General features: G+C 50.0%; 16 protein-coding genes. 10 read left to right on the top strand and 6 right to left on the bottom strand.

The features are described from left to right. Positions 1-52: 52 nt before the first annotated feature. Positions 53-1429, bottom strand: a complete 1377-nt coding sequence (locus J2Y43_RS05630) for a hypothetical protein (protein ID WP_309980861.1) — start codon at positions 1427-1429, stop codon at positions 53-55. A gap of 185 nt (positions 1430-1614) precedes the next feature. On the opposite strand from J2Y43_RS05630, the gene J2Y43_RS05635 reads away from it, so the two are divergent. The 8 genes from J2Y43_RS05635 (at position 1615) to J2Y43_RS05670 (ending at position 15848) form a co-directional block, all read left to right on the top strand. After that, complete coding sequence (locus tag J2Y43_RS05635) at positions 1615-4416, top strand: triple tyrosine motif-containing protein (protein ID WP_309980860.1); 2802 nt, start codon at positions 1615-1617, stop codon at positions 4414-4416. A gap of 167 nt (positions 4417-4583) precedes the next feature. Then, on the top strand, positions 4584-7616 hold the full coding sequence (locus J2Y43_RS05640) for a TonB-dependent receptor (RefSeq protein ID WP_309980859.1): 3033 nt from the start codon (positions 4584-4586) through the stop codon (positions 7614-7616). A gap of 13 nt (positions 7617-7629) precedes the next feature. Then, positions 7630-9123: a RagB/SusD family nutrient uptake outer membrane protein gene (locus tag J2Y43_RS05645; RefSeq protein ID WP_309980858.1), complete on the top strand. Its 1494-nt coding sequence runs from the start codon at positions 7630-7632 to the stop codon at positions 9121-9123. 20 nt (positions 9124-9143) lie between these two features. Further along, the gene (locus tag J2Y43_RS05650) at positions 9144-9986 is read left to right on the top strand and encodes a LamG domain-containing protein (protein WP_223402124.1); all 843 of its coding nucleotides are present in this window, start codon (positions 9144-9146) and stop codon (positions 9984-9986) included. Further along, entirely contained in the window at positions 9986-11656 is a 1671-nt protein-coding gene (locus J2Y43_RS05655) for a glucoamylase family protein (protein WP_309980857.1), read from the top strand. The genes J2Y43_RS05650 and J2Y43_RS05655 overlap by 1 nt, the downstream gene beginning before the upstream one ends. A gap of 34 nt (positions 11657-11690) precedes the next feature. Then, a complete protein-coding gene (locus J2Y43_RS05660) occupies positions 11691-13070 on the top strand; it encodes a glucoamylase family protein (RefSeq protein WP_309980856.1) in 1380 nt (459 codons plus the stop codon). Positions 13071-13196: 126 nt separating this feature from the next. Next, entirely contained in the window at positions 13197-14177 is a 981-nt protein-coding gene (locus J2Y43_RS05665; RefSeq protein WP_309980855.1) for a kelch repeat-containing protein, read from the top strand. A gap of 27 nt (positions 14178-14204) precedes the next feature. Then, positions 14205-15848 (top strand): M1 family metallopeptidase, encoded by a 1644-nt coding sequence (locus J2Y43_RS05670; RefSeq protein WP_309980854.1) that lies wholly within the window; start codon positions 14205-14207, stop codon positions 15846-15848. Here J2Y43_RS05670 and J2Y43_RS05675 read toward each other — a convergent pair. From J2Y43_RS05675 to J2Y43_RS05690, 4 genes are all read right to left on the bottom strand, one after another. Beyond that, positions 15843-16508 carry a thiamine diphosphokinase gene (locus J2Y43_RS05675; RefSeq protein WP_309980853.1) on the bottom strand — a complete coding sequence of 222 codons (666 nt, stop codon included), beginning with the start codon at positions 16506-16508 and terminating at the stop codon, positions 15843-15845. The genes J2Y43_RS05670 and J2Y43_RS05675 overlap by 6 nt on opposite strands. Continuing rightward, entirely contained in the window at positions 16508-16978 is a 471-nt protein-coding gene (locus J2Y43_RS05680) for a hypothetical protein (protein ID WP_309980852.1), read from the bottom strand. Before J2Y43_RS05680 ends, J2Y43_RS05675 begins: the two co-directional genes overlap by 1 nt. Before the next feature lie 108 nt (positions 16979-17086). Then, positions 17087-17920: a nucleoside triphosphate pyrophosphohydrolase gene (gene mazG / locus J2Y43_RS05685; protein WP_309980851.1), complete on the bottom strand. Its 834-nt coding sequence runs from the start codon at positions 17918-17920 to the stop codon at positions 17087-17089. Between the two features lie 24 nt (positions 17921-17944). Next, a complete protein-coding gene (locus J2Y43_RS05690) occupies positions 17945-18427 on the bottom strand; it encodes a PaaI family thioesterase (protein WP_309980850.1) in 483 nt (160 codons plus the stop codon). A 166-nt stretch (positions 18428-18593) separates the two neighbouring features. Here J2Y43_RS05690 and J2Y43_RS05695 point away from each other — a divergent pair, with 166 nt between their 5' ends. After that, positions 18594-19388, top strand: a complete 795-nt coding sequence (locus J2Y43_RS05695) for a phosphosulfolactate synthase (RefSeq protein ID WP_223402106.1) — start codon at positions 18594-18596, stop codon at positions 19386-19388. A 41-nt stretch (positions 19389-19429) separates the two neighbouring features. Then, positions 19430-20086 carry a DedA family protein gene (locus tag J2Y43_RS05700; protein ID WP_106594365.1) on the top strand — a complete coding sequence of 219 codons (657 nt, stop codon included), beginning with the start codon at positions 19430-19432 and terminating at the stop codon, positions 20084-20086. Between the two features lie 155 nt (positions 20087-20241). Here J2Y43_RS05700 and guaB read toward each other — a convergent pair whose 3' ends face one another. Then, positions 20242-21714, bottom strand: coding sequence for an IMP dehydrogenase (gene guaB / locus J2Y43_RS05705; RefSeq protein WP_309980849.1), 1473 nt, complete (start codon positions 21712-21714; stop codon positions 20242-20244). Positions 21715-21745 lie beyond the last annotated feature (31 nt).

Here is a 21745-nt window from a genome sequence, read left to right on the forward strand (position 1 = left end):
GTCAATTTAAATGCAAACATCCCGGGCCGAAACCGACCCGGGATGTTTGCATTTAAATCGAAATCTGATATTGCAGCGTCCAGCTGCCTTTCCGGCCATTCTTTTCCAACTCACTCGCAACCGAAGCATTTTTGTAAACCGGCCGGTTCTCATAATTGAGCGACAGTTTGCCGTTATGCCCTTTGATCAGCCAGTTAACGCCGACATTGTAGATATTCGCCGCATCCTGCAACCGGTCATAATCGCCGCGTTGCAGTGAGGCATAGGGCATTAGCGTGCCCTGGCTCCCCAGTAAGCCGTCTTTTAATTTATAACCTGCCTGCGCGTAGATCACATTGCCCGTCCCGAACATCGGGTACGCGTTCCCGTGCGTGCCGCCCACGCCCGCGATGGGCTGTGTGGTACCGGTAGCTGGGTTCATAATACCGTTGTAGCGGAGATATCCCTTGCCATAATCCGTTCCGAAATAGCCCAGATAGGCCGACAACGCGGTTCCTTTCTCTACATTCAAAGGCATATCCAGGTAAGCCGCTACCGACCAGAGTGTCATGTTACTATAAAGTGTGTCCACCGCTTCTTTGCGCCAGGTCGCATTTTTCTGGGAAGTAATGCCGGCTTCCACATTCAGCACTTTGCGTTTACCGAGGTAAGTGCCCGTCATGTAGCCGGGCGTCGTATTGTCTTCCGTATCGAAGATATTGTAAATGAATAGTCCCTGGAATTGTTTACTGTTTTTGCGCTGGGCGAAAACGGCGTTCTGATTCAGCGCAACCGGTGTGGAGCCGCTGGTTTCAACCGGAAAAGGATCGGCCACGCCGACGCGGTAGTTGAGCTTACCGATCTGTCCGCGGCTGTAAACGGTCAGTTTTCTGGAAAACTGGTCGGTTTGATCAACCGTAGCCTGCGCGAAAACAGGCACGTCCATGGTCATTATAGTACCGATGCTGGGCTGCGAAAAGCGGGAGAAACCGCTTACGATCGTGAGCCCGCCACCGAAACGGATAAAATTGCTGCCTTTCCGCTGCACTTCATACTCGCCGACGGCGTCGTGGAAAAACGCGGCGATCTTACGCTGGCTGGGTGTCCCGGCAGTATTATAGGCAGGAAAAGCGCTCACCTTGTTGAAATTGTTCATTCCAAACTGCGTGTAGAAGAATATCCTGTCGGTAAGCTGCCCGAACAGCTGCATGCGGGTGCGACGGAGGCCGATGTCGAAAGTGTTGGTTTTCGGGTCGCTCAAAACGGTGGTACCGGGATTGTTATCATTCAACCTCAGCCATACCTGATTCGTGAAGGTGAATTTTACATAATGTGAACCGGATTCGTTAAGATTGTAACGAATATCATTTCGCTTGTTGTTGTCCTGGGACATAGCGGGCTGCGCCGCGGCGGCAGTGCCGAGGAGCATGAGGGAAAGGATCCTTTTCATTAAGAGTACTATTGAGTTACATACACACTAACCTCGTTAAAAACCCTCCTGAAAGTGCTAAAAACGACATTAATAGTTAATTGAAAATAATATTGAACACGGTAGCAAAACGACTTGCAAAAAGTCATTTCCCAGGCCGGGCCTTCAAATATAAGGCGGGTTGCGCTACTGCCATACTCTTTTGGGTGACAATCTTCCTCCCCGCTCTGGCCCAGGAAACACCCCCGCTGATCAACTATCCGGCCGCACTTTACAAGGCTCATAACCAGAACTGGGACATTTGCCAAAGTGCCGACGGGCTGATCTATTCCGCCAATTCTGATGGCCTGCTGGAACACGATGGAGCGTCATGGAAGCTATATCCCCTGCCCGACGGCCAGATCGTCCGGACGGTACTTTACGACGAACAATCAACCGAACCGGTCGGAGGAAAAGTGCTGAACCGCACGACCCGTCCTGAGCAGCGTATTTACGTAGGCGGCTTTTCGGAGTTCGGATATTGGAAAAAAGAAGCGGACGGCCAGCTGAAGTATTATTCGCTGAGTAAAAAAGCGGGATTCGCGAGCCTGCGTACCGAGGAGATTTGGCATATTCTTAAAACACCGAAATACATCTATTTCCAGTCCTTCTCGAACATTTACCGGTACGACGGCAAAAATCTGAAAGAAATCAAAGGATCAGGCAACATTATGTTCATGCGGTTTGTGCAAAACCGGGTACTGGTACCGACGATCGGCCGTGGTATTTATGAGTTAAAAGGAGAGCGTTTCGAACCATTGCCCGGCACTGAAATCCTTTCGCCTGCTACCGTTTCTTCCATTCTGCCTTCTTCAAATGGCGGCATTCTGATCACGACAACCAAACATGGGCTGTATATCTGGCAAAACGGAGTGCTCACTCCCTGGAACATCGCCATTGCCAGCGAATTGAAAAGGAATATCATCAACCGCGCCATCGTAATGGCACGCGATAGCAGCGTCGTTTTCGGGACAATACAAAATGGCGTGTATGTCATTTCCAAGAACGGCGCATTGAGATACAAATTCAACAAGGAGACCGGCTTGCAGAACAATACGGTACTGGCTTTGGAAGAAGATGCGCAGCAGCAGCTCTGGATCGGGCTCGATCAGGGAATCGATATGGTGAAAATGTCGTCGCCCATTATAGCCTACCAGACGAGCGATAATCCGCTTGGTTCCACCTACGCTGCCGCTATTTGGCACGGGAACCTTTATGTAGGATCCAATAAGGGCGTATTTGTCAAAAAATGGCTTTCCCCGGAACCGTTCCGGCCGGTATGGGGGCTTGAAGGACAAACCTGGGCACTCACGGTGGTTGACGACCAGCTGCTTTGCGGCCACAACGACGCTACTTACCGCATTTCGGAAAACGGCGTAACAAAAATTTCCGGCATCAACGGCGGCTGGGTGTTCGTGCCAATGCGAAATGGGAACGATACATTACTCCTGCAAGGCGCCTATGTGGGCCTGCACGTGTACAAAAAAGACGCGAAGGGTATCTGGACATACGCCTATCCCGTCAAAAAGCTACCGCCGATCCCCATCCGGCAAATCGCGCACGACAATTCGGGCACATTCTGGCTCGGGCATGCCTATAAAGGACTGTTTCAGGCTAAACTGACGCCCTCATTGGATTCGGCCCTGTCATGGAAGGAGTTCAAGGCTCCGCAGGAATTGCCCAGCGAGTTTTCCATTGAAGTGGTGCAGTGGCTGAACGGGCAGGTGCGTGTGCGCTCGGGTAATGCTTTTTTCCAGCCTGATCCGTCCGGCAAGCTGGTCCCAAGTGCGGATTTTTCCAGGGAAGACGAAAATTACAAGGTGCGGACGGGCCTTCATGGTGACTGGTTCAAAGTTTTCATGAACCGCGTTGCGTTCTATCAGCGGGGAAAAGAGGCCCGCAACCTCCCCCTAACGCTTGTGCGCAACAGCGAAACCGTGGTGCCGTTATCGGAAGAATACTATTTCTTTTGCCTCGACAACGGTTACGCATTGTACAACCGCAAATCGCCCGATGAGCAAAATGAAGCCGCGGGGCCGCCGGTAGTCCGCAAAGTAGCCAATCTGCGGAACCTGAATGAGACCTTCGTGATTTCGGGTAGTCCGTCGCTTCCGGCCGAGGTACGCTCGCTGCGCATTGCATTTGCTTTACCGGTGTATGGCCAGAACGTGCAATACAAATACCGCCTCAAAGGCCTGACCGATCAATGGTCGGAGTGGACAGACCAGAGCTTCGTCGAATTCACGAACCTGGAATCGACGGATTACATTTTTGAAATAAGGAGCAGCCTCAACGACACCATCGGCACCTACCATTTCAGCGTGAAGCCCTACTGGCGCGAGACATTGTTTGCCAAGATCCTTTTCGCGGTGCTGGTCGCACTGGCTTTGGCTGCATTGATTCTCTATCAGGAGAAACGGCTTGCCCGCCACCGCAGGAAGCTCATCGAGGAGCAGGAAGAAAAGCTGCGTCAGCAACGCCTTTCCAGCGAAAGGAGAATTATGCAGATCCAGAATGAGAAACTGCAAAGTGAAATCCAGAGCAAGAGTCAGCAGTTGAGCAATGTGGCGATCAACGTGGTGAAGAAAAACGAGATCCTGGAAGAAATCCGCGATGAGCTGAAACAGGTCAAAGCTGAGATGGGGCAACAACTCCCCAATATCCATTACCAGAAACTCCTGCACAGCATCGAGCGGAATGTCGCCGGCAAAGACGACTGGGTTTTGTTTGAACAAAACTTCGATGAGGTGCACGAACAGTTTTTCAAAAGGCTGCGCCAGATATACCCTACTATTTCCCCTTCCGAACTCCGGCTCGCAGCATGTCTTCGCATGAATCTTTCCACCAAAGAAATGGCCCCCGTGCTGGGGATTTCCGTCCGCGGTGTGGAAATCAAGCGCTACCGCCTTCGCAAAAAGCTCGGATTGGACAACGATGCCAACCTGGCCCAATTTATGATGGACATTTGACACGATTGTACTAATCCGCTACCCTACCCCTTATTGTGCTAGTAAACCTTGCATTATTCTCATTGATGTAGTGGTGATGTAGTGCTTTTTTTGATTCCTCTCCCGCTTGGAACTTAATTTTGAAGTCAATAAATTCTTATAATAATTCAATCACCAATTTGAAACTGATGAAAACTATTGTACGATTACTGTACATGCTCGTTTTCCTGGCACTGGGAAGTTTCTCCTATGCGCAGGAAATAAATGTGACTGGGAAAGTCACTTCGAGTGCCGACAATTCGGCGCTGCCGGGCGCCAGCGTGCTCATCAAAGGCACTACTACCGGTGTTCCTACCGATGCCGATGGTAACTACGCTATAAAAGTTCCGTCTCCACAATCCATCCTCGTCTTCTCGATGATCGGGATGACTACCCAGGAAATCGCAGTGGGCAACCAGACAACACTGAATGTTGCCTTGCAGGAAGACGCCAAGGCGCTGAATGAGGTGGTGATCATGGGTTACGGTTCGCAGAAAAAACTCGACGTTACCGGTTCTGTCGCGCAGATCAAAGGTGCGGAGATATCCAAGCAGCCTTCGATGAACGCCGTCAGCGGTTTGCAAGGTAAGGTCGCCGGGGTGCAGATTAACAACTCAGGTAAACCAGGTGAGGCGCCGCAAATCCGTATCCGCGGTGTCGGGACAGCCTACGGTAGCGCCAACCCATTGTACGTAGTCGACGGGGTTTGGTTCGACGATATCAGCTTCCTCAACTCGGGAGATATCGAAAGCATGAACATCCTGAAAGACGCATCCAGCCAGTCAATATACGGTGTGCGCGCAGCGAACGGGGTGGTTTTGATCACCACTAAAAAAGGAAAATCAGGAGCACCTATTATCGATTATAATGGCTTCGTAGGTTACCAGAAAGTGACCAACCAGATCAAAATGGCCAATGCAAACGAATATGCCACGATGATCAACGAATTGAGCCGCATCAATGGAAAATCAGATATCCTCGATCCTTCGCAATTCGGCGAAGGCACCGACTGGTACCACCAGATCCTGCGCAATGCATTTGTGACCAACCACCAGCTTTCGATCAGCGGCGGTGGTGAAAAGTCTACCTACAACTTCTCATTAGGTTACCTGGATCAGGATGGTATCGTTGAAAAGAACAATTTCAAACGCTACACAGCCCGTTTGCAAAACGATTTCCAGGTTCTGAAAAACCTGAAAGTGGGTTATTCCGCAACCGGTTCTTTCAGCAAATCGAGAGATGAAGCGGGCGGTATTTTCCGTCAGCTCTACGCAGCAGGCCCTGTTGTACCGGTTTATTATGCCGACGGTACCTATGGAGATCCCACCGATTACAACCTGGGTGATGGTAATAACTTCAACCCGCAGGTTACGATTGATTTCTACAACCAGAATACCAAAAAGACGCTTCTCACCGGTAATGCATATGCAGAGCTTTCTATCCTGAAAGGTCTGACCTTCCGCACCAGCCTCGGTGGACGTTACGGACAGGACGAAACCCGTACTTACGTGCCGCAATATGTTGCTACTTTCAAACAACGCAACACGACCAGCTTCCTCGAATTCGTACGTCCGCAAACACGCTACTGGATCTTTGAAAACACTTTGACCTACACCAAAGATTTCGGCCAGCACAGCATTACAGCCCTCCTCGGTCAATCCGCTCAGCGCGACCAGTCGTACAAACTGACTGCCAATGCATTGAATGTACCTTATTCAAGCGAAGGTGACCTATACCTGGCATTGGGTAGCGCAGATGGCCGCAACGTGAAAGACGAAGGCGACCTCGGAACGTATGCTTCTTACTTCGGTCGCGTGAACTACTCTTTCGGCGAGCGCTACATGCTGAATGCTTCCCTTCGTGCGGATGGTTCTTCCAAATTCTTCCAGGGTGGTAATGCCTGGGGGTATTTCCCTTCGGTGGGTGCAGGCTGGGTAATCAGCAACGAAAATTTCATGAAAGACCAGACGATTTTCGATAACCTGAAAATCCGCGGTAGCTGGGGTAAAATCGGTAATGCATCCGTTCCTTCCAACTTGTCGACGCTCACAGTGGCAACCGGCGGTGGCCTGGCGGCGATCTTCGGAGGCCAGCTGAATACCGGCGCGAGTATCAACTCCATTATCCCTCCTACCACTTACTGGGAGCGTGGTGTAGGTACCGATGCGGGTATTGAGGCTTCGTTCCTCAAATCGAGATTGACCGTTGAATTGGATTACTATATCAAGAAAACCGAGCGCGCGATCTTCGACATTCCGGTGTTGACTTCCATTGGTACAAGCTCCGGCCGCATCGTGGGTAACCAGGCCGATTTCCAAAACAAAGGTTTTGAATTTGCCTTGAACTGGCGTGATGAAATCGGGAAAGATCTTTCTTACAGCATTGGTTTCAATGGCGCGGTGAACAACAACAAAGTCCTGGCGGTATCATCCGGTGCCAACCCGATTTATGATGGTGGTGTAGGTCTTACCAGCGGCGCGCTCGCCACACGTACCCGTGTAGGCGACCCGATCGGTTCTTTCTACGGCTATGTAGTAGACGGTATTTTCCAAAATGAGGAAGAAATCAAAAACTCGGCACAGCCAGGTGCAAAACCCGGTGATTTCAGATACCGTGATATCAGCGGAACCAACGGTGTACCCGACGGAACGATCTCCGGGCTCGACCGCCAGGTAATCGGCAACCCTAACCCGAAATTCACCTACGGTATCAACACCAGCTGGAATTACAAGAACATCGACCTTATGCTCGATTTCCAGGGCGTTGCCAAAGTAGATATCTACAATGCCAACATGGGCTGGCGTTATGGTAACGAAAACTTCACGAAGGATTTCTATGATAACAGATGGCACGGCGAAGGTACTTCGAACACATACCCTTCTGCTAACATCGGTGGAGGTCAGAACTACCTGCCTAACACATTCTTCGTACAGAGCGGCAGTTATTTCCGGGTTAGAAATGCGCAAATCGGTTACACATTCCCGCAGGCATTCAACGAAAGGCTGAAAATCCGCAAACTGCGTCTGTATGCTAATGCGCAGAACCCTCTGAACTTCTTTAAATACAAAGGCTTGTCGCCAGAGGTAAGAGCTAACGAAAACAAACCGACCCAAGCCGGTATAGACGCCAACGTGTACCCGCTTTCAGCGACCTACAACTTTGGTATTAACGTCACTTTCTAAGATCACAAGCGATATGAAAAATATAAATTTTAAAACCAATTTGAAGCAGAAAGGGCTATATCTCGGGCTTGCAGCGCTCCTGATCGTTCCTTCCTCTTGCAGCGACAGCTTCCTCGATGTTGATCCGCAGGGAAAACAGGCCGGCGCCGTTTTCTGGGTAAATGAAGCCGATGCTACCAAGGCCGTGAATGCGATGTATGCCAATTTACGGAGCTGGAACAACACTGCTTTCGCGGCTATCGCGGTCGAAAGCATGGGTTCCGACGATGCCGAAAAAGGCAGCACGCCTTCGGATGCGACCTTCTTCAACCTGTATGACACTTTTACAGTAGGTTCCACAGATGGCCAGCTCGGAGGTTTCTGGGAAGGCCAGTATCAGAACATCAACTACGCTAACCAGGTAATCACCAATATCCCGGCGATCAGCATGGACGAGAACCTGAAAGCGAGATATCTCGCGGAAGCCAAATTTGTACGCGCCTACTCATATTTCAGACTGGTGAGAGCATTTGGTGATGTGCCTTTGCGATTGAGCCTTCCCAAAGACGCTTCGGAATACAACCTGCCCCGCACACCCAAAGCGGATGTGTACGCAGCCATTGAAAAAGACCTGAGCGAAGCAGCGGCGGTACTACCGCAAAACTATGGCGCCGCTGATCTCGGTCGCGTGACCAAAGGTGCCGCACAGTCGTTGCACGCCAAAGTTTCGATGTATCAGGGTAAATGGCAGCAGGTTTTCGATCTGACGACCCAGGTAATCAACTCGGGCCAGTACTCGCTCTTCGCCGACTACGAAGCATTGTTCCGCGTGGCCAACGAAAACTCGACCGAATCGATTTTCGAGATTCAGAATGAGCTGATCCCTTCTAATAAAGAAGCATCCAACTCGCAGTACTCACAGGTTCAAGGCGTGCGTGGCGTAACAGGCGGCGGCTGGGGTTTCAATGTTCCTACCGAAGCACTTTCGAAGTCGTTTGAAGCGGGCGACCCGCGCCGGGATGCGACCATTATCTTTCGCGGCGAAACGACGCCGGCAGGGGATGCTATCCCCGCAACCGGTGATAACCCGATGTACAACCAAAAATCGTATGTGCCGTTCAAGCTGTACGTGACCGGTTTCAGTGAAGGTTCGCAGCAAAATGTTCGGGTGATCCGGTATGCTGAGGTGCTGTTGATGAATGCGGAAGCCGCCAACGAAATCGGTAATACCACTCAGGCACTTGCTTCGCTGGAACTGGTGCGTGCCCGTGCGAGAGGTGCCAGCAAAACCATCCTTCCCAAAGTGACGACGACCGACAAGGCTGCATTGCGTACCGCGATCTGGAACGAGCGCCGCTCGGAACTTGCGATGGAATTCGACCGCTATTTCGACGTGATCCGTCAGGGACGGGGCACGGAGGTTTTCGGGCCCAAAGGCTGGAAAGCCGGCAAAAACGAAGTATGGCCGATCCCTCAGAACGAAATCGACCTTAGCGCAGGCGTGCTGACCCAAAACCCAGGTTATTAATCCAAAACCACGATCTATCGATGAAAACTTTTAAGAATAAACTGACCGTGGCATTGTGTGCAATGACGGTGCTCGGAGTGACCTCTTGCTACGAAAAGTTCGATCCCGAAAGTTACGCACCCAGCGTAACGATCGGGGGCTTTACCAGCTCTGACGAAATCGCAAAGGCCAATCTGGTAGCGCATTTCCCTTTTGACGGCAACTATTCCGATGTGGTTTCCAACACGGCCGGCACCAATACCGGTACCACGTTCGCCAATGGGCTGAAAGGTCAGGCGATGAAAGGTGCCAAAAACGGCTACGTCCTTTTCGACCCGACGGCGAGTATTCTCGGACTGAAAAGTTTCACCATGACCTATTGGGTAAACAGCCCGTCGACCAAATCTGCCGGTGGTATCATCGGCCTGGTGGGATTGTCGCAAACAGACGGTTTCTGGGGAAATATCGAGACTTTCTTTGAAAACGGGGGCACTGAAACCGACGGGATTTTCAAGGCGCACATCCAGAATGACAAAAAGGATACCTGGATTGCAAAGGAAGGCATTGTTAACCTTTACAACTCCTGGACGCATATCGCATTGTCTTACGATGCCACTTCTTCAACTTTCAATATATATGTGAACGGCTCTAAAACGGCTACGAGCACTGTGGCGAACTTTGGCGACCTGAAATGGGCGAAACCGGGCAAAATGGTTTTTGGTACCGTGCAATTTCAGACCAAACCGAGCCTTACCTCGGGAGCCACTGCGCAAGACTGGGCAAGCTACCTGACAGGCCTGCTCGACGAGGTGCGGATTTATAACGTTGCTTTGAAAGACGCCGAAGTAGATGCACTGGTTAAACTGGAATCAAGAGGGAAATAATGCCTTTTAAACACTTCCTTTTTCTTGGTGCAATCATCTGGCTCGGGGTTTCCTGTAAATCGGAAAAGGAAGACCCCGGGCCATCCAATCCGGGAATACCAACGTCGTTCGGGTTCAACAGCCTGAAAGTAAACGGGGCCTATTCCGGATTCAAATACAATGATGTGAACCTGAAACCCAAAGTCAGGTTTACATTTTCCGCCCCGCTCAGCAATGCGACCATGGCGAGCGGGGTTACTTTCCGATCCGCTGCCGGCGAAGCCATTCCGTTTACATCCGCTCTGGAAGGCGGCGATAGCTCGGTAGTGATCACCCCCTCCGCCGATTTGAAATACCTCACAAGCTACTCGGTTACGGCTACCAAGGCATTGAAATCCAAAGCCGGCGGAATGCTGCTGAATGAGGTAAAAGTGGAGCTGATTACCGCGCTGGACTCTACCGATAAGTTTCCGGCTATCAGCGACGAAGCATTGCTGACACTGGTGCAGCAGCAAACATTTAAATACTTCTGGGACTTCGCGCATCCGGTGAGCGGGCTTGCCCGCGAGCGCAACACCTCCGGCGATGTAGTTACTTCCGGCGGAAGCGGCTTCGGCATTATGACCATCCCGATTGCGATCGAACGCAAGTTCATCACGCGGGCGCAAGGTTTGGAAAGAATGCAGAAGATTGTTGGGTTCCTGAAAAAAGCGCAGACCTTCCACGGTGCCTTCCCGCATTGGCTGAATGGTGCTACGGGCGTGGCGGTACCGTTCAGTACCAAAGACAATGGAGCCGATTTGGTAGAAACCTCTTTTCTAATTCAGGGATTGCTTACGGCCCGACAGTATTTCGGTGAAAGTAATGTTGCTGAAACTGCGCTACGTGCTGATATCAATGCAATATGGGAAGCTGTGGAATGGGACTGGTTCCGGAAAGGTAACGAGAATGTACTGTACTGGCACTGGAGCCCCGAATACGGCTGGGAAATGAACCACCAGATCAAAGGCTGGAACGAATGCCTGATCACTTACGTCCTGGCAGCTTCTTCGCCTACGCATAGCATCAGTAAAACGGTTTATGACAATGGTTGGGCAGGTAACAGCACCTTTACCAACGGAAAGGAATACTACGGTATCATATTGCCGCTAGGAGAGCCATTGGGTGGCCCGTTGTTCTTCTCGCACTATTCGTTTTTAGGATTAAACCCGACGGGGCTTACGGACCGTTTTACCAATTATTTTACCCAAAACAAGGCCCATACCCTCATCAACTATAACTATTGTAAAGCAAACCCGCAGCAATATTACCGATACAGCGACCAATGCTGGGGATTGACCGCCAGCGACATCCCGAACGGGTACAACGCCAACTCGCCCGGCAACGACAAAGGTGTGATCACGCCCACGGCCGCGTTGTCTGCATTCCCGTATACGCCCGCGGAGTCGATGAAAGCCCTGAAATTCTTTTACTACAAATTGGGCGACAAACTCTGGGGAGAATATGGATTCCATGACGCATTCTCGCTGGATCAGCTCTGGTTCGCCGATTCCTACCTCGCCATCGACCAAGGACCTATTGTGGTCATGATCGAAAACCATCGGACTGCCCTGCCCTGGAAGCTCTTTATGAGCAGTCCGGAGGTCAAAAACGGCCTTACGAAGCTCGGATTCAACAGTCCGACGCTTTAACAAAACTTATCCCGCCAATAAACATTACTCGACAATGAAGCTATACTTCCAATTACTATTATGCCTCACGCTATTTACCGGTTCGCAGGTGGATAGCTGGGCACAGAAGAAAAAAGCAACCGCTGCCAAGCCCGCGGCGTTCAATCCGGCCGACCGGCCCAAAAACCTTTCCGACACCGCATTGCTGGAACTTGTTCAAAAACAGACATTCCGCTATTTCTGGGAATTCGGGCATCCGGTAAGCGGCCTGGCTCGCGAGCGGAGTAACATCGCTTTCGATTATGGCGATGAAGTGTGTACCATCGGAGGTACCGGCTTTGGTGTGATGGCCATGGTAGTTGCGGCTGAACGCCGATGGCAGCCACGCGATTCCGTAGCGGCCCGACTATTGAAAATGGTCAAATTCCTCTCGAAAGCCGATCACTACCATGGCATTTTCCCTCACTGGCTCAATGGCGCGACAGGCAAAATCGTACCGTTCGGCCGAAAAGACGATGGCGGTGACCTGGTAGAATCATCTTTCCTGTTCCAGGGATTGCTGGCCGTAAGGCAATATTTCGATCGTGACACTGACCTCGAAAGGGAACTCCGCAGCCGCATTACCTGGATCTGGAACGAGGCCGAATGGGACTGGTACACCCGCGGAAACCCCAACCAGCTCTACTGGCACTGGAGCCCCAACAACGGCTGGGCGATGAACTTCGAGCTGCGCGGTTATAATGAGACCCTGATCACCTACATTATGGGAGCGGCCTCTCCGCGTTACCCTATTACCCGCCAGGTTTATGATAAATGCTGGGCGCAAAGCGATCATTTCCGCAACGGGAAAGAATATTACGGTATAAAACTACCGCTCGGTTTCGAATATGGCGGACCGTTGTTCTTTACGCATTACTCATTCCTAGGCCTCGATCCGCGCCATTTAAAAGATCAGTATGCCGACTACTGGGAGCAGAATGTGAACCATTCGCTGATCAACTACAAGCATTGCGTCGTCAATCCGGGCAAGTTTAAGGGTTATGGCGAAAACAGCTGGGGACTGACCGCAAGCGATACTTACAATGGCTACAATGCGCATTCCCCTACCAACGACTTTGGAACCATCACCCCTACCGCGGCATTGTCGTCGTTCCCATACACGCCGGAGCAGTCGATGAAAGCATTGCGCCATTTTTACGATGATCTGGGCGATAAAATCTGGTCGGAGTACGGCTTTACCGACGCGTTCAACGAGACGCAGAACTGGTATGCCAAATCGCACCTGGCTATCGACCAGGGGCCGATTATCGTGATGATCGAAAACTACCGCACGGGTTTGCTCTGGAAGCTGTTCATGAAAGATCCGGAAGTTCAGGCAGGTTTGAAAAAACTCGGATTTGAAAGCCCCGCATTGGGCGCATCCAGCAGAAATTAACCGCTTTTTAGCTAATATTCGCAGGAAGACCGGCCGCAAGCTGGTCTTTCTGTTTTATAGAATATAATTGTACCTTGATATCGTTTTTGAAAAGCCAAAAAAGTGCTAATCTAAACGCAAATCGCTATGAAACCACTCTACCACAAAGCTGCATTGTTGATTGCGCTGAATGCGTTCGCATTGCAGGGATCGGCACAGATATGGACAGTTTCCGAACCGGAGAACCTGCCTGAGAAGCGGCACGAAAACGCGATGGCTACGGCCAACGGAAAGTTGTACCTGCTGGGCGGACGCGGTATCAAGCCGGTTGATGAGTATGACTTCAAAAAGGATTCCTGGAAAAGCCTTGCGCCGTCACCGCTCGAAATGAGCCATTTCCAGGCTGTCAGTTATAAGAATGAAATTTACGTGCTCGGCGCATTCACAGGCGGCTACCCGCACGAAGTCCCGATTCCGGATATTTATATTTTCAATCCTGCTAAAAACGAATGGCGCAAAGGGGCGGCCATTCCCGAAAACCGCAGGCGCGGCGCAGCAGGTGCATTTACATTGAATGACAAGATTTACCTCGTCTGCGGCATTCAGGATGGTCACTGGGATGGCCAGGTTACCTGGTTCGACGAGTTCGACCCGGCAACCGGCACCTGGAAAACCCTCGCCGACGCTCCCCGCCCGCGCGACCACGTGCAGGTGGCTGTCCTGGACAACAAACTTTATGTCGCAGGCGGGCGCCTCTCAACCGCGCGTATCAATCAGGTTTTGAATACCGTTATAAAGGAGGTGGATGTTTATGATTTCAAAACCGGCAACTGGGCCACACTGGATGCGTCGAACAACCTTCCTACCCTTCGTGCAGGCAACACTACCGTCGTTTACAACAATAAAATACTCGTAATAGGCGGCGAAAGCGACGCGCACCAGGAGGCCCATAATGAGGTGGAAGCATTCAATCCGCAAACCCAGAAATGGGAACACCTGCCTTCCCTCCACCAGGGTCGCCATGGCACGCAGGCCGTAGCGCTTAACAAGAAAATTTATATTGCAGCAGGCTCGGCCAACCGCGGTGGCGGCCCCGAGCTGAACGACATGGAAATACTCGATAAATAATACACTTCATTGCTAACCTTAACTCCAATGCTCAGAAAACTTGCCGGTGTTTGTTTACTGTTTGTTTCAATCTCTTCTTTCGCGCAGCAGAAGACATTCACCCACGCCGACACGCTACGAGGCTCCATTACCCCTGAAAGGGAATGGTGGGACTTGAACTACTACCACCTCAGCGTAAGGCCCAACGATAAAGACAGCTCGCTTACCGGCAGTACGGTGATCAGGTACAAAGTCCTGAAACCCTACCAAACCATGCAAGTGGATTTGCAGGAGCCGTTGCAGATTACCAAAGTGGTTCAGGACGGTGAAGCGCTTGCCTACCGCCGCGATGGCAACGCATTTTTTATTACGCTCAATAAAAAGCAGGAAACCGGCAAAACTGAATCCATTGAGGTATTCTACGGCGGAAAACCCCGGCTGGCGAAACGCCCGCCATGGGACGGGGGCGTGCAATGGGTACCAGATGGCAAAGGCAATACCATTATTTCCACCTCGTGCCAGGGATTGGGTGCGAGCGTATGGTGGCCTTGCAAAGATCATATGTACGACGAACCCGACAGCATGCTCATCAGCATCACTGTCCCTAAAAATGTAATGGATGTATCGAACGGCAATCTGCTGTCGGTAGTCGAGAACAGCGACAATTCGCACACTTTTAATTGGGTGGTCAAAAACCCGATTAACAATTATGGGGTAAATATGAATGTGGCCAACTATGTAAGCTGGAAGGAGACATTCAAGGGCGAAAAAGGCGATTTGCAGGTTAGTTACTACGTGTTGCCTCAAAACCTGGAAAAGGCGAAAGAGCAGTTCAAACAAGCTCCGAAAATGCTGAAAGCCTTCGAGCACTGGTTTGGCCCCTACCCTTTTTATGAAGACGGTTATAAACTCGTAGAAGTGCCCTACCTCGGAATGGAGCACCAGAGCTCGGTTACCTACGGCAACGATTACAAAATGGGTTACCGCGGTAAAGACCTTTCCAATACGGGCTGGGGATTGAAATGGGACTTCATCATCATTCACGAAAGCGGGCATGAATGGTTTGCCAATAACATTACCTACAAGGACGTGGCTGACATGTGGGTGCACGAGAGCTTTACCAACTATTCAGAAAACCTGTACACCGAGTACTATTTCGGCAAAAAGGCCGGCGAAGATTATGTGATCGGGACCCGCGAACTTATCGCGAACGATATTCCTATTGTAGGTATTTATGGAGTCAATCAGGAAGGGTCGAAGGACATGTACTATAAAGGTGGGAACATGCTCCACACCATTCGCCAGATCGTGAATGACGATGAAAAATGGCGCCAGATCCTTCGTGGACTGAACAAAACTTTCTATCACCAGACTGTCGATGGTTCTCAGATCGAAAACTACATCAGCGAGCATGCGGGTAGGAATCTTTCGAAGGTTTTCGATCAATATCTGCGGGATGTGCGGATACCGGTTCTGGAATACGCATTCACAGGCAAAGGCCTGCAATACCGCTGGATCAACACGATTGAAAATTTTGACATGCCGGTTAAAGTGAAACTGGCAAGCGGGAAAGAAGAATTCCTCTATCCGACAAATAACTGGAAAACGTTGAAAGTGAAAGGAGACAAGTCATTGAGCGTAGACCGGAACTTCTATGTGGAAGCCAAAGAATCGAAACAGGCTTCATTATAAGTCCCAGCATTCCATAATCAGAAGGTCGCCCTTCTGCGCGGAAACCCTGACCATGCCATCAGCCTCGGCTTCATTACTACTGCCGGTTCTGTGACCCATCGTCAGGGTCTCATTATTTAAGTTGTATTTCAAGCCGGAGGTCTCAATTCCGTCGACAGTGCCTACTGGAATCAGGGAAATAGGCGTACTGGCGGCATACCACTTTTCAAACGTACCGGTAAGCGGGAAAATCTTGGAATAGTCGTCCAGCAGCACCAGTTTGATCTTATCCTTATACCGAACGAGGTCAGTAATGTTGGTAATGGCGTGATCCGCCCGGCGTCCTGTCGCCCATACGATATTAGCCGCGGGGAAACCTCTTTCAATTAGGAATTCAATGGCTTTATTCAAATCTGTCTTCTCCTGATCGGGTGTATTCACGATCTCCAATGGATGCTGCCGCTCCCGGATCGCTTCAAAATCATGCGCAACATCGAAATCGCCCAGCCAGGCATCCACTTTAATACCCAGGTCGAGCACACGGTAAATAGCATGATCCAGTACCACTATAAATGGACTCCATTCCAGCAACTGACCCAATAATTCCGGAGAGCAGGCTTCCCCGTTAGCAATAATCAAAGCAGGCTCCTGCTTCTCCCGAACGATGTGGTGTGATGACATTAATTCATTTTAGTTTTTATCAACTCAACGAGTGTCTCGATGCCCTCAGTCATCTTACCGAACTGCCCGCTCATGACATCCAGGCGACCCTTAATCTCGGCCACATCAGTTTTGAGAACCGCTACGTCTGTTTTGAGAACCGCCACGTCTGTTTTGAGAACTGCCACGTCTGTTTTGAGAACTGCCACGTCTGTTTTAAGAATAGCCACGTCTGTTTTAAGAACCGCCACATCGGCTTCAAGTCTATCCATTCTACCTTCAAGTCTGTCCATTCTACCTTCAAGTCTCTCAAACCTCCGGTCTTGCGCGGCGAATTTTTCGTGGACGAGCCTGAACTCGTTTCGCATTTCGTTGAATCCATTGTTGACGGTGGTTGTCAATGTGGCTAATCCAGTTGCTATCATCTCAATTTGCTTTCCATGTTCAACAGTGACATTTTCAAGTTGCTCGATGCGTTGTTCCAGATACATAATTTAATGTGTTTATAGTGTATAAAAATGGTTTTCAACCGGAAGCAATCCGGCCCATTTATTTATACGCTACATTCAACATTTGGTAACATAATTTGGACCAAATTTTTAAACTCCCATTTCCTTCGCCCGGTTCCAGTAAATATCCATTTCTTCCAGCGTCATATCCGACAGCGATTTGCCGTCCGCCTTCGAGGCTTCTTCCAGATACTGAAAGCGGTTGATGAACTTCTTATTGGTCCTTTCAAGGGCCGTTTCGGGGTTGATATCTACAAATCTGGAATAATTTACCAATGAAAACAGCAGGTCTCCAAACTCGCCTTCGGCTTCCTTGTGGTCAATGATATCTGCCGATTCTATATTGAAGTTCTCCTTGAATTCGTGCAGCTCCTCTTCCACTTTGGCCCATACCTGCTGCTTTTCATCCCAGTCGAATCCAACGCCTCTTGCTTTCTCCTGAATGCGCATCGCCTTCACGAGCGCGGGCAAGGACGCAGGGACGCCCGAGAGTACGGACTTATTACCTTCTTTCAATTTCAGCTTCTCCCAATTCTGCTTCACAGCCTCCTCGGTATCAGCCACGAAATCACCGTAAATATGCGGGTGACGGGCCACGAGCTTGTCACATATGCCGTGCAGCACGTCCTTGATATCGAAGTTGTAAGTCCTGCCTTCCGCCTGCTCGGAACCGATTTTGGCATAAAAAACAATGTGCAGCAAAACATCCCCGAGCTCCTTCTGGATTTCGGGCAGGTCATTGTTCAATATGGCATCGGAAAGTTCGTAGGTTTCTTCGATCGTCAGGTGCCGCAGGCTGTCCATGGTCTGCTTTCTGTCCCACGGGCATTGCTCCCGGAGCTCATCCATGATCGTCAACAAACGGTCGAAAGCCATCAGCTGTTGCTGGCGGCTTTCGGGCAGGTCACTGAATTGTTTTTCCATATCACAAAGATACAGCGAAACCTGTTACTGCCCCGGCACCAATGGTAATTTAAAGCCCGTCTGAATGAGGTTGCTCGTACATTTGGCGACGATCCGACCATGAGCATTCACGAGCCGTCCTTCCACATGTACGATATTCTTCCCGGCCCGGATAACCTCGGATTTCGCCACTAGCACATCTCCGACCACCGCTGGATTGAGAAAATCGCAGTTCAAGTTGACGGACGTGAAACCGAACTCGCGTCCCAAAGCGTAAACCATTGTTCCTACGATGTCGTCGAGAATAGTAGCGGCAATGCCGCCATGCAATGTGCCCATGGGGTTGCACATATCCTCCCGCACGTGGTATTCAACCTCCATGGCCCCTTCATCGATCAAAAGCAGAACGCCATTGAGCCATTTGGCGACGGGTGAAAAATGCTGGTCCATCGGCCTGCCGATGAATTGCCGTAGAAAGGATAGACGCTTGTTTTCCGTTTGCGGATCAATCTGCGTGTGTGTGTTCATAGATGTCAGAAAGATTTGAATAGGTATGAATGCGATTTTTAAAAATAGTAATTATCGTAGAAAAATTGATGGTTACGGTTCAATGCTATGGATTTTATTGTTACGTATCGAAGGTTATTACTACCTTTGCCGGAGTTTTTTGCCAGAGATAAATGCTTACTCATATATGAATTTTACGTTATCGCAGGTTCCCGAGCGTTCCCAGAAACCCAGAACAAAAGGACTTACCATGGTGATGGACAAAGGGCTGAGTGTCAGGGAAACAGAAGATATGCTGTCCACGGCATCGCCTTATATTGATATCGTAAAACTGGGTTGGGCCACTTCGTTCGTAAGTCCGAACCTGAACGAGAAGCTGGCCGTTTATAAAAATGCCAATATTCCGGTGTACTTCGGGGGAACGCTGTTCGAAGCTTTCGTGGTCAGGAACCAGTTTGACGATTACCGGAAGTTACTCGATAAATATCAATTGTCTCACGCTGAGGTTTCCGATGGCTCCATTGAAATGCCGCAGGATGTTAAATGCGAATATATCCACAAGCTTTCCCAACAAGTTACCGTTCTCTCAGAAGTAGGCTCCAAGGATGAGAACAAAATCATTCCTCCCTATAAATGGATTCAGCTGATCAAATCTGAATTACAGGCAGGGGCCTGGAAGGTGATCGGTGAAGCCCGTGAGTCGGGTAATGTCGGTTTGTTCCGCGCGAGCGGCGAGGTGCGTCAGGGGCTTGTGGAAGAAATCCTTACGGAAATTGCATTTGAAGATATGATCTGGGAAGCTCCCCAGAAATCACAGCAAGTATGGTTTGTAAAACTGCTCGGCGCTAATGTTAACCTGGGCAACATCGCCCCAAGCGAACTGATCCCGCTCGAAACAATCCGCCTCGGCCTTCGCGGCGATACTTTCAACCACTTCCTGAATACGAAGACGAAACAGAAGTGGAAAATCGATTCCAAATAAGTCAGGACTCATAAAACAGATTGTCAACTTAACGTATAGCTATGGAATTTTTAACGCAGTTCATTGATTTCTTCCTCCATCTCGACAAGCATTTGTTCAACATCGTGGAAGAATATGGTACACTCACTTACGTCATTCTGTTTTTGATTGTCTTCACCGAAACCGGGCTGGTCATCATGCCACTCCTTCCCGGTGACTCGCTCCTGTTTGCCGCCGGTGCCATTGCCGCCAACGAGACCACCGGCCTGAACGTCTGGCTGATCATCATTATCCTCATTATTGCAGCATTGCTTGGCGATAATGTCAATTATTTCATGGGAAAAACCTTCGGCGGACAAATCAAGAAACGCGAAAAGATATTGTTCCTGAAAAGAGAATACCTCGAAAAAACCGAAGCTTTCTACGAAAAACACGGCGGTAGCACGGTGATCATGGCGCGTTTCATCCCGATTGTACGCACGGTAGCACCTTTTGTAGCAGGTGCAGGCAGCATGAACTATTCGCGGTACATTGTTTTCTGTATCGTAGGTGCATTGCTTTGGGTTCCTACCCTCACATTGCTGGGTTACTTCTTCGGAAATATGGAGATTGTTAAAAAGAACTTCGAACTGGTCATTTTCGGCATCATCGGAATCTCTATTCTCCCAATGATTTTCTCCTACCTGAAAAGCCGGTTTGCAAAGCCGAGTGCGGCTTAGGAGACTTCGGCTGTCAGCTATCGGCTGTCCGCATTTATTCACGGTGATATTTCAATTAAGTATATAAAAGATAAGGCGTTGCATTCACTTGCAACGCCTTATCTTTTACTATAATAAAAAGGTTCGACTGCCGATAGCCGACAGCCGAAGTTCCATTACGATCTCGAATAATTCGGAGCTTCTTTCTGGATCATGATATCGTGCGGGTGGCTTTCTTTTACGCCGGCAGAAGTGATTTTCACAAACTGTGCATTCTGCAACGATTCGATATCACCAGCGCCGCAGTAGCCCATACCTGCTTTCAATCCTCCTACCATCTGGTAAATGATCTCAGAAACCTTGCCCTTGAACGGTACGCGACCCACAATACCCTCCGGAACCAGTTTCTTCACATCATCCTCAGCGTCCTGGAAGTAACGATCTTTTGAACCATCCTCCATGGCTTCCACCGAGCCCATTCCGCGGTAAGCTTTGAATTTACGTCCTTCATAAATCACTACTTCTCCCGGAGCTTCGTCGCTACCAGCGAGCATCGAACCAATCATGATCGTGCTTGCGCCGCCAGCCAGTGCTTTGGTCATATCACCCGAGAAACGGATACCGCCATCGGCGATTACCGGAACACCGGTGCCTTTCAGACCTTCTGCCGCCCACATTACCGCGGTCAGCTGAGGAACACCGATACCGGCAATGATACGGGTGGTACAGATACTACCAGGACCTACACCTACCTTCACCGCATCGGCACCAGCCTCGGCCAATGCTTTGGCAGCATCGCCTGTTGCTACGTTACCAGCAATTACGTCCAATTTCGGGAATGCAGCTTTGATGGATCTCAATGCGTCGATTACACCTTTGGAGTGTCCATGTGCGGTATCGAGACTTACCACGTCAACACCTGCTTTCACCAACGCTTCTACTCGTTTCAGCACGTCGGGCGTAACGCCGATGGCTGCGCCTACACGCAGGCGGCCGTATTCGTCTTTACATGCATTAGGGTGTGATTTGCGTTTCAGGATGTCTTTGTAGGTGATTAAACCCGTCAGACGGTACTCTGAATCCACAATAGGAAGTTTCTCGATTTTGTACTCTTGCAGGATTTTCTCCGCATCGTCCAGTGAAAGTCCTTCCGATGCAGTAACGAGGTTGTCCTTCGTCATGATCTCGGTCACCGGCTTGTTCATTTCACGTTCGAAACGAAGATCGCGGTTGGTAAGAATACCGACCAGTTTGTGGTCTTTGTCGATTACAGGGATACCTCCGATCTTGAACTCACGCATGATCTGATGCGCGTCGCCAAGGGTCGAAGTGTCAAGCAGCGTGATCGGATCGAGGATCATGCCGCTTTCAGAACGTTTTACCTTTCTCACCTGCTCAGCTTGCGCTTCCAGGGACATATTTTTATGGATTATTCCAATACCACCTTCCTGAGCCATGGCGATGGCCAGTTCAAATTCCGTCACCGTATCCATAGCAGCTGAAACAATAGGAATGTTCAACTCGATGTTGCGGGTAAGCTTGGTTTTTGTTGATGTGTTACGAGGCAGAACTTCTGAATAACCGGGGATTAACAGAACGTCGTCGTAGGTGAGCGCCTCGAAGAGGACTTTGGATGGGTCTGTGTTCATAGCAAATAAACTATTGTTATTTGCCGGGCAA

Origin of the sequence: Dyadobacter sp. BE31 (genome assembly GCF_031457695.1) — a bacterium.
Lineage (GTDB): Bacteria > Bacteroidota > Bacteroidia > Cytophagales > Spirosomataceae > Dyadobacter.

Coding starts and splice junctions, on each gene's coding strand:
- J2Y43_RS05630 (WP_309980861.1), bottom strand. CDS start 1,429: ATGAAAAGGATCCTTTCCCTCATGCTCCTCGGCACTGCCGCCGCGGCG.
- J2Y43_RS05640 (WP_309980859.1), top strand. CDS start 4,584: ATGAAAACTATTGTACGATTACTGTACATGCTCGTTTTCCTGGCACTG.
- J2Y43_RS05645 (WP_309980858.1), top strand. CDS start 7,630: ATGAAAAATATAAATTTTAAAACCAATTTGAAGCAGAAAGGGCTATAT.
- J2Y43_RS05650 (WP_223402124.1), top strand. CDS start 9,144: ATGAAAACTTTTAAGAATAAACTGACCGTGGCATTGTGTGCAATGACG.
- J2Y43_RS05655 (WP_309980857.1), top strand. CDS start 9,986: ATGCCTTTTAAACACTTCCTTTTTCTTGGTGCAATCATCTGGCTCGGG.
- J2Y43_RS05660 (WP_309980856.1), top strand. CDS start 11,691: ATGAAGCTATACTTCCAATTACTATTATGCCTCACGCTATTTACCGGT.
- J2Y43_RS05665 (WP_309980855.1), top strand. CDS start 13,197: ATGAAACCACTCTACCACAAAGCTGCATTGTTGATTGCGCTGAATGCG.
- J2Y43_RS05670 (WP_309980854.1), top strand. CDS start 14,205: ATGCTCAGAAAACTTGCCGGTGTTTGTTTACTGTTTGTTTCAATCTCT.
- J2Y43_RS05675 (WP_309980853.1), bottom strand. CDS start 16,508: ATGTCATCACACCACATCGTTCGGGAGAAGCAGGAGCCTGCTTTGATT.
- J2Y43_RS05680 (WP_309980852.1), bottom strand. CDS start 16,978: ATGTATCTGGAACAACGCATCGAGCAACTTGAAAATGTCACTGTTGAA.
- mazG (WP_309980851.1), bottom strand. CDS start 17,920: ATGGAAAAACAATTCAGTGACCTGCCCGAAAGCCGCCAGCAACAGCTG.
- J2Y43_RS05690 (WP_309980850.1), bottom strand. CDS start 18,427: ATGAACACACACACGCAGATTGATCCGCAAACGGAAAACAAGCGTCTA.
- J2Y43_RS05695 (WP_223402106.1), top strand. CDS start 18,594: ATGAATTTTACGTTATCGCAGGTTCCCGAGCGTTCCCAGAAACCCAGA.
- J2Y43_RS05700 (WP_106594365.1), top strand. CDS start 19,430: ATGGAATTTTTAACGCAGTTCATTGATTTCTTCCTCCATCTCGACAAG.
- guaB (WP_309980849.1), bottom strand. CDS start 21,714: ATGAACACAGACCCATCCAAAGTCCTCTTCGAGGCGCTCACCTACGAC.